The sequence below is a fragment of the Dorea sp. AM13-35 genome (assembly GCF_003473885.1).
GTDB classification, from domain to species: domain Bacteria; phylum Bacillota; class Clostridia; order Lachnospirales; family Lachnospiraceae; genus Dorea_D; species Dorea_D hominis.
Genome location: NZ_QUCZ01000005.1, coordinates 204,018 through 212,843, shown reverse-complemented (window position 1 = coordinate 212,843; position 8,826 = coordinate 204,018). Strand labels below are relative to the sequence as shown.

Sequence of the window (8,826 nt, the reverse complement as noted above, 5' to 3'; positions counted from 1 at the left end):
AACTCTTTGTCAATAATTATTTTAATCTTTTTTGCAACTCATTTCTGAGTTATCCTGCTCTCTTGCGACAGCCTATCTAGATTATCATATCCAGATCTTATTGTCAATAGCTTTTTCATTATTTCCAGAAATTTCTACATCTCATTCGAACCGTATGCAAAACGGCAGGATGCGACAAGAAACTACTCATGAGTGCCCTGTCTACCGGAAGTTCATTGCAAGTTTTAATAACGGATTATAATCATATATTATTTTCAATATTGCATTGCTTTGTATCGTCTGATACATTTCTCTTCCAACAGAAGTTACATACATTAATGTAACTATAATAAACAGGAACCATATAATGATCAGTGCAATCAAAAGCCCCACTGCTCCTCCACCAAGCCGGTTAAAAAAGCCAAGCACAGGAAGGTTTGCTACTATATCTAATGCAAATACAACTGCCCGCACAAGAATTGTAACCAACAGGAATGTACAAAGAAACGCTACCATGTGTATAATGAGCTGTGCAAGGAATTCGCCAACATATTCTGCGAAGGTTTTTACCCCCAGATCTTTATATACACTATCATTATTATTGTCATTTAACATCGTTTTAAATACTTGCGGCAATTTTGCCATTTCAATCGCTTTATTTTGCAGGTCTTTTGGAATATCTGCGTTTTTAATCGCTTCTTCCACAGAAGAACTGTCCTTTTGGTTAAGTCCATCCAGAACACTGGAAGAAATTCCGTATTTTTTCAAATCTTCACTCGTAATCTTTCCATTTACAATATCATCTATTGTAACACCATGCTGTTTCAGCATTTCTTCAGTAATCCCTGCCGCCTTCAATACTTTCCTGACATTCTCAGCTGTCATGCCGGAATTATCTCCTTCAGAATCACCGGTTACAGCTGAAGTTGCCGCTCCTGCCATTGCTTTTACTACCTGGCTCTTGATCATCTCGTCTGCCGGTGTCAGTTCTGCGATCTTATCTGCTACAAACGGAGTCGCGATCACTACAACGATAAGCGTAAAAACGGTTGCTGCCAGCGACACTGCTATTTTCACCGCACCTTTATATATACCAACTGCAAATCCAATCAGAAAGATTGCTCCTATTGCCATTACCATCCAGTCCATATACTCTCCTTATCTGACAAGTCGTATGTTGTCCATTCCATTTACATCCAGCACAATATATTTATTTACCCCAAATACAGGGACAATTTCCAATATACTATCATCCATCGTGCCTTCAAATTTATGTATTCCATTTTTTAAATAAATACTGCATTTTTTACCATCGAAAAGAATCACCTGATTTCCGCAGATTCTGATGTTCCGGTAATTTTCTTTTATTTCTTTGGAAAGCACTTTTTTACCGGAAGTGTTGTACAAGCGAAGCTCGTATCCATCTTTTCCTGTGTTTTTAAGCAGCATACCAACATATTTTTCATTATGGGAGATGCTCTGGATCTGTTTATTGATCGTTACGGTTGTAACTTCTTTTGGTGTCTCTTTGCCATCAAAAAATGTCAGACAGTTGTCACCTGCAACAGCGGATACATTGCCTTTCATATAAAATCCATCAGCCAACACGCTGTCCTTATATTCTTTTTTCGCAACTTCGTGATCTTTTACATTTTCTCCTGCCGTTCCAAAATTGTAGTATGCTACTTTGGAAATAAGTTTTCCTCCCTGTACCTGCATATAAACTGCCTGCATGACTTCTCCATCCTCTGACATGGAAACATCCAGCGGATAGCCGGTTCCGCCAAGTGATGCCTGATGTTCCACAAGCAGATTACCGGCAGTATCATAGCAGACAATCTCCGGAGCGGATTCATTCTTTACAATTGCGCTTACGATTCCCTGTCCTGATACGGCGATCTTTTCAATAGGAAGGGTCGTGTGCACTTCTCCTTTTTCGCCATTTTTATCAAATATAAAAATATCATTTCCACCTTCATCCGCAATTGCGGCACAGTCTCCCATGACTTTTACGATCGGTGTCTTTAACTGGCAGGACTGGTTCCACTGCTCTTCCCCTTTTTCATTTACATAGGCTACACCGTCACGGCTGTATTTTAATACCCCTTTCGCAAATGTTTTATAACTGCTGTTCGCTGCTCCGCTGAGCGCATAAGTTTCAGATACGCGGACAGAAGTGTATGTTCTAAAATAAATAATCCCGAAAATCACCAGCACCAAAAGTAGCAACCCTCCCGCGAACAGAAGTGTACTCTTTTTCCACACTCTTTTGCGCTTTACATTCGGGATTCTCGGATCTGGAGAATGGTTCTCATCTACAACCCGGAATTTTCTATTTTTACTTTGCACGTTTTTATCCCCTTTGTTTTGATTTTGTGACCAGTATAGCACATCCCAGAAACAGACGCAAAGCCAAAACTTGTCACTTCACAGTTCCGGCTTTGCTTTTCTTATTTAAAATATTATGGAAGCAAAAGTTTTTGTCCTATATAAATCAGATTTCCGTCTGTCAGACCATTCATCTTACAGATAGCTTCTACATGATTTGCTGTTCCATACAGTTTCAGGCTGATCTTGTCCAGTGTATCGCCGCGCTGTACAGTATAATAATCTTCCTGCGCCTGTTTTCCTGTGGCTGTTGACTGTTCTGTCTTCTGCTGTTCATTTTCTGTTTTTTTTCGATTTTCGGTTTCCTTACTATCCGCTTTATTATCCACGGTTTTTTCTTCCGTTTTATTTTTCTGATTTTGTTTATCTTCTTTATTATTTTCAGCTTCTTTTACAGTTCCATTTGTCTCTTCGGTTTTGCCGATCGACATGGACAGCATGTCCAGGGATTTCTGTACCGAGCGCATCTTGTCCACATTATTCATGGTTGAGATTCCGATTGCAAGCACAACAACTACCAGAGATACACTCATCGCATAGCTAAATCTGGATGACTGCCTCTGTTCCCGATAATTCTTTTTGTTTCTTACTGTACTACGAAAATTCTTTGCAGCTCGATCCTCAACCAGCTCACTGGGTGTCACGCCATTTTCTTTTCTCGTCCGGATCATATAACTTTGCATCGTCGGATTTCTTTCATAATAAATATAATGTCCGCCCATCTGCATCAGCTCACCATATTTGCACGCATAAAAAATTTCATCCGTTTCCAGTGCATCACGCCATACGAAAACGGTATTTTCCTTTTCAAATAATTTCTTATGGAGCTCTCCCGCCCCCTGATTCAGTCCCATCGGATGACCGGTCTCAATCATACACCAGCCGACTGCTTCCTGTTCGGGGAAATGCGTCTCCCGCTCCTCCTGCGTCCGTTTCCATATCTCTTCATCCATCCGAATCTCTGTCCCTGCAACTTCGACCGTTTCAATCTGCAGCGCTCCTGATATGTATACAACTGCCTGTCCTTCCTGCTCCACAATCTCCCCTGTGAGCAGAGCTGCTATCGGCGAATCAATTGCTTTCATCCGCAATTGATTCAGATACGTATCTACATAGTCCTCCATGTAGATTTTTGGTTCGTCACTGACGTTCCCGATTTGCCTTACATTTTTTGGAAATTGTCTTTCCATATACTCCTCACCTCATTTATGAAATTTTTGTATATGGTAGCACGGGATTTTTGCAGATTTTAGCATATGATGGGGATAAAGTGGATAAAGTTTTCGACAGGGTGTGAATAAATGTAAAAAGGGGACGGGGATTTTCTAGAAAATCCCCGTCCCCTTTTAGGTCATATTTTTTCTTATACAAATGCTTTTACTTTTTCGTAAATGCTGTCTGCATCCAGTCCGTATTTCTTAATCAGTTCTACAGCCGGTCCAGACTCTCCATATGTATCATTTACACCAATCTTCAGAACTTTTGCAGGTGCTTTCTCAGCAACAACGTCGCATACTGCACTTCCGAGTCCTCCGATAACAGAGTGCTCTTCTGCTGTCACGATCTTGCCCGTCTTAGCTGCTGCTTTGATAACTGCTTTTTCGTCTAACGGTTTGATCGTGTGCATGTTGATTACTTCTGCACTGATTCCGTCTGCTGCAAGCTTCTCTGCTGCTACAAGTGACTCAGAAACAGTCAGTCCTGATGCGATAATTGTAACATCAGTTCCTTCTCTTAATGTTACAGCTTTTCCAAGCTCGAATTTGTAATCCGGATTGTCATTGATTACCGGAACAGCAAGTCTTCCGAAACGAAGATAAACAGGTCCTACATGTTCGTAAGCTGCTTCTACTGCTGCTTTTGCTTCAACATCATCAGCTGGGTTGATAACAACCATTCCCGGAATTGTTCTCATCAGAGCAATATCTTCGTTACACTGATGTGTTGCTCCGTCTTCTCCTACAGAAATACCTGCATGAGTTGCTCCGATCTTAACATTTAACTTCGGATATCCGACCGAATTACGAACCTGCTCAAATGCACGTCCTGCTGCGAACATTGCAAAAGAACTTGCAAATGGAACCATTCCTGTTGTAGCAAGTCCTGCTGCCACACCAATCATATTGCTCTCTGCGATACCGCAGTCAATATGACGCTCTGGGAATGCTTTCTTGAAGATTCCTGTCTTTGTAGCTGCTGCAAGGTCTGCATCCAAAACTACAACATTGTCATGTTTTTTACCTAATTCAACTAAAGCATTACCGTAGCTTTCTCTTGTTGCGATCTTCTTTACTTCTGACATAATGCTTCACCTACTTTCTCTAAATCTGCCATAGCAACTGCATACTGCTCATCGTTCGGAGCAGATCCGTGCCATGATACCTGATTCTCCATAAAGGAAACTCCTTTACCTTTCACAGTCTTGGCAATGATTGCTGTTGGCTGTCCTTTTATTTCTCTTGCTTCTTTGAATGCAGCATCGATTGCATCGAAATCATGTCCGTCGATATTGATTACATGGAAGTTAAATGCTTCAAACTTCTTGTCAATTGGATATGGGGAGTTTACTTCTTCTACAGTTCCGTCGATCTGAAGGTTATTGTTATCTACAATTACTACAAGGTTGTCCAGTTTTCTGTGACCTGCTAACATAGCAGCTTCCCATACCTGTCCTTCCTGAATCTCACCATCTCCAAGCAGAGTGTATACTCTGTAAGATGCATTATTTAATTTTGCAGAAATTGCCATACCAACTGCTGCTGAAATCCCCTGTCCAAGAGAACCACTTGACATATCAACTCCCGGGATGTGTTTCATATCCGGATGTCCCTGCAGGTAAGATCCCACTTTACGAAGTGTAGTCAGATCTTCAACCGGGAAAAAGCCTTTGTTGGCAAGTGTCGCATAGTAACCTGGTGCTGTATGTCCTTTGGACAGTACAAAACGGTCACGATCTGCTTTCTTAGGATCTTTTGGATCTACATTCATCTCTTCAAAATAAAGATATGTATAAATGTCAGCTGCTGACAGTGATCCGCCCGGATGTCCGGATTTGGCACTGTGAACTGCTGTGATGGCACCTTTACGAACTTCGTTCGCCATCTTCATTAATTCTAATTTGTTCATGGTGTTCCTCCTAATATGAAAATGCTCTCTATTCTCCAAATACAGCTTTGTAGTCAGCCTGGAATTTCGCGATTCCTGCGTCTGTTAATGGATGTTTTGTCATCTGCTCGATAACTTTGTATGGTACAGTTGCAATATCAGCTCCTGCTAATGCGCAGTCTGTTACATGCATTGGGTGACGTACACTTGCTGCAATGATCTCTGTGTCGATTCCTGCAACTTCGAAGATCTGAGCGATCTCTGTGATCAGGTCAGTTCCTCTTACAGAAATGTCATCCAGACGTCCAAGGAATGGAGATACATATGTTGCTCCTGCTCTTGCAGCCAGAAGTGCCTGGTTAGCAGAGAAGATTAATGTAACATTTGTCTTAATTCCCTCTGAAGAAAGTACTTTACAAGCTTTTAATCCTTCTACTGTCATAGGGATCTTAACTACCATGTTCGGATGAATCTTAGCGATTTCTCTTCCCTCTTTGATCATGCCTTCAGCATCAACAGTTGTAGCTTTTACTTCACCACTGATCGGTCCATCCACGATAGATGCGATCTCTGCGATTACCTCTTCAAATACTTTTCCTTCTTTAGCGATCAGAGATGGGTTTGTTGTTACTCCACAGATAACTCCCATGTCATTAGCCTTTCTGATGTCGTCAACGTTCGCTGTGTCAATGAAAAATTTCATTTTTTATTCCTCCTTTAATCATTCGTGAATCTCTTCACAGATCCTTATGTTCACATGATAAAATTATATCCTATCATGCGACATTTGGTCAATAGTTCATTTTTTTATTAATAATTTTCTCTATTAATAAATATGTTATATTAGTTAACATTTTTTAATTCCTTGTAAAATTGTTACGATATTTTTTCGATATTCTTTTATTTTCTGTTGTTTTCATGCCATGCTGCTTTTTCGATGCCATATTATTAATAATAATTTTCGAAAATATATTAATTTTCCATCTGTAATTTATTTTTATCCATAATTCTGCATGCAGATTTCACCCAACTCCCTGCCTTATTCCCACACACAAAGCTCACTTATTCTTGTTCTTTATTTCTGTATGTAAGCTTTATCCGTTCCCACTCTTTATTTCTATATGTAGCACCTACCTGCGCCTGCGTTTTATTTCCCGTGGGTAAGATGTTGTTCCGCGCACGATCAGTTGCGGTTCATATTCGACATGATAGGTACTGATTGGCTCAATGTCCGAATATTTCGTATTGTGAGATGCGATTTTCTTCATAATAATATCGCATGCATCCCTTCCTTTGAATATTACAAAATGTTCAATAGTCGTAAGATCTACTTTGTGCATCCGGGCAAATAATGTATTATCGCATCCCATCACAGACATATCTCCCGGCACTTTAAGTTTTGCTTCGTGCAGTGCATCGAGAATGCCAAAGGCGATCATATCGTTCAGGCCAACAATAGCCGTCACTTCCGGCGATTCTTTCAGGAGCTCACGTGTCAGCTCGTAACCAATCTTATACTCCGAATCAATATGTGCCACATCCAGATCAATTTCTTCTCTCGCCGCTTTGATGATGACTTGGTCTTTCAGACCTTTTTCCGCAAATCCATTCAGAAAACCTTCCACACGTTTTGACCGCTGTTTCTGCCTGGTCGTCAATGGCGGCGCCACATATGCCACCTTCCGGTGTCCCAGTTCAAGGAGATGTTCTGCCATCATGCGTCCCAGTTTGGAATTATCCAGTTCCACAGCATCTACATTCAGCCGTTCATTCTGGTTATTGATGATTGCAACCGGAATCGATCTTGACAATTCTTCTACCAGTTCCATAAAACAATGACTCGGATTACATGTATAAATAATGCCAAGTGGCTTTAATTCCCACATCATTTTCAGATATCGTTCTTCCATATGCAAATCACGCTGCGTATTGCAGACAAACAGTCCGAATCCCTGCTCTTTCGCTCGCGATTCAATCCCCTGCAGAAGCATTACATAGTATGGATTTGTAAGATTGGAGCAAAATACAACCAGAAGTTTTTCTTTCTTACTTTCTTTGCGGTGTTTACGTTTCTGCGGAACATATCCCAATTCTTTCGCCACACGCTCAACTTTTTCCACAGTCTCTTTTGAAAAAGACACATTATATTTTTTATTTAATACCATTGAAACGGTCGACTGCGACACTCCGGCAGCTTTTGCGATATCCATAGATGTCACTTTACGTTTTCCCATAGTTTTCCACACATCCTTCCACACTCTTTAAAAGGGGACGGGGCTTTTCTAGAAAATCCCCGTCCCCTTTTACTTTATAATTCCGTTCTGCCTTCCAGCGCTCGGAGCAATGTCACTTCATCAATATATTCCAGATCTCCGCCTACCGGAACACCACTGGCGATCCGGCTAACTTTCACGCCAATCGGTTTGATCAATTTGCTGATATACATCGCTGTTGTCTCACCTTCCAGGCTGGAATTGGTCGCGATGATCACTTCTTCCACATCGCCTTCCAGTCGTTTGATCAGCTCTTTCAGTTTAATATCTTCAGGACCGATACCAAGCATTGGTGAAATCGCTCCATGCAGGACATGATAAACCCCGTTGTATTTTCCCGTCTTTTCATAAGCTGCCAAATCTCTTGTATTTTCCACAACCATGATCGTCTTATGATCCCTGTTTCTATTACTGCAGATTGGGCAGAGTTCCTGATCGGTCAGTGTGCAGCATTCTGCGCAATATCTAACATTCTGTCTTGCTTCCACCATTGTATCTGCCAGTTTCTGTACATCTTCCTTTGGCATATGGATCAAGTGAAATGCAAGCCTTGCCGCCGACTTCGTACCAATTCCAGGCAGACAGGATAAGGCTTCGATCAGTTTGCTTATCTGGTTACTGTAGTAATCCATCTTCTGCTCACCATTCCCGTATTAGAATAATCCCGGCATTCCGCCGCCCATTCCGCCTGTAAATTTGGACATTGCAGAAGCAGACTCTGCATCTACTTTCTCAAGTGCTTCATTAACAGCCGCAACGATCAGGTCTTCAAGCATCTCCACGTCATCCGGATCTACTGCTTCTTCATCCAGTTTCAGTTTCACAATTTTTTTGGAACCTGAAACTGTTGCTTCCACAGCTCCGCCACCTGCTGTTGCTGTAAATTCTTTTGTTTCCATCTCTTTTGCCTGTTCTTCCATTTGACGTTGCATCTTCTGTGCCTGCTTCATCAGATTTGCCATATTTCCCGGCATTCCGCCGCCTGGGAATCCACCTCTTTTTGCCATGATTAAAATCCTCCTGTTTTGTAATAAAATTTGTAATTATCAGTCTATCTGTTGTATATAATTCTAATTATAAT

Annotated in this window: 9 protein-coding genes; all 9 read right to left on the bottom strand. The window is 41.2% G+C overall.

The features are described 5' to 3' along the window. Positions 1-201: 201 nt before the first annotated feature. Positions 202-1,128 (bottom strand): CvpA family protein, encoded by a 927-nt coding sequence (locus DW152_RS07650; protein ID WP_117537880.1) that lies wholly within the window; start codon positions 1,126-1,128, stop codon positions 202-204. A gap of 9 nt (positions 1,129-1,137) precedes the next feature. Further along, complete coding sequence (locus tag DW152_RS07645; RefSeq protein WP_118288330.1) at positions 1,138-2,328, bottom strand: DUF5711 family protein; 1,191 nt, start codon at positions 2,326-2,328, stop codon at positions 1,138-1,140. 113 nt (positions 2,329-2,441) lie between these two features. Continuing rightward, a complete protein-coding gene (locus DW152_RS07640) occupies positions 2,442-3,557 on the bottom strand; it encodes a LysM peptidoglycan-binding domain-containing protein (protein WP_118288329.1) in 1,116 nt (371 codons plus the stop codon). Positions 3,558-3,730: 173 nt separating this feature from the next. Continuing rightward, on the bottom strand, positions 3,731-4,669 hold the full coding sequence (locus tag DW152_RS07635; RefSeq protein ID WP_118288328.1) for a transketolase family protein: 939 nt from the start codon (positions 4,667-4,669) through the stop codon (positions 3,731-3,733). Further along, entirely contained in the window at positions 4,657-5,493 is an 837-nt protein-coding gene (locus tag DW152_RS07630; protein WP_118288327.1) for a transketolase, read from the bottom strand. The genes DW152_RS07635 and DW152_RS07630 overlap by 13 nt, the downstream gene beginning before the upstream one ends. A gap of 28 nt (positions 5,494-5,521) precedes the next feature. Further along, complete coding sequence (fsa, locus tag DW152_RS07625; protein WP_021859930.1) at positions 5,522-6,175, bottom strand: fructose-6-phosphate aldolase; 654 nt, start codon at positions 6,173-6,175, stop codon at positions 5,522-5,524. Positions 6,176-6,602: 427 nt separating this feature from the next. After that, positions 6,603-7,706 (bottom strand): LacI family DNA-binding transcriptional regulator, encoded by a 1,104-nt coding sequence (locus DW152_RS07620; protein WP_117537884.1) that lies wholly within the window; start codon positions 7,704-7,706, stop codon positions 6,603-6,605. Positions 7,707-7,780: 74 nt separating this feature from the next. After that, a complete protein-coding gene (recR, locus tag DW152_RS07615; RefSeq protein WP_118288326.1) occupies positions 7,781-8,377 on the bottom strand; it encodes a recombination mediator RecR in 597 nt (198 codons plus the stop codon). Between the two features lie 21 nt (positions 8,378-8,398). Next, positions 8,399-8,752: a YbaB/EbfC family nucleoid-associated protein gene (locus tag DW152_RS07610; RefSeq protein ID WP_021859873.1), complete on the bottom strand. Its 354-nt coding sequence runs from the start codon at positions 8,750-8,752 to the stop codon at positions 8,399-8,401. Positions 8,753-8,826: the final 74 nt, after the last annotated feature.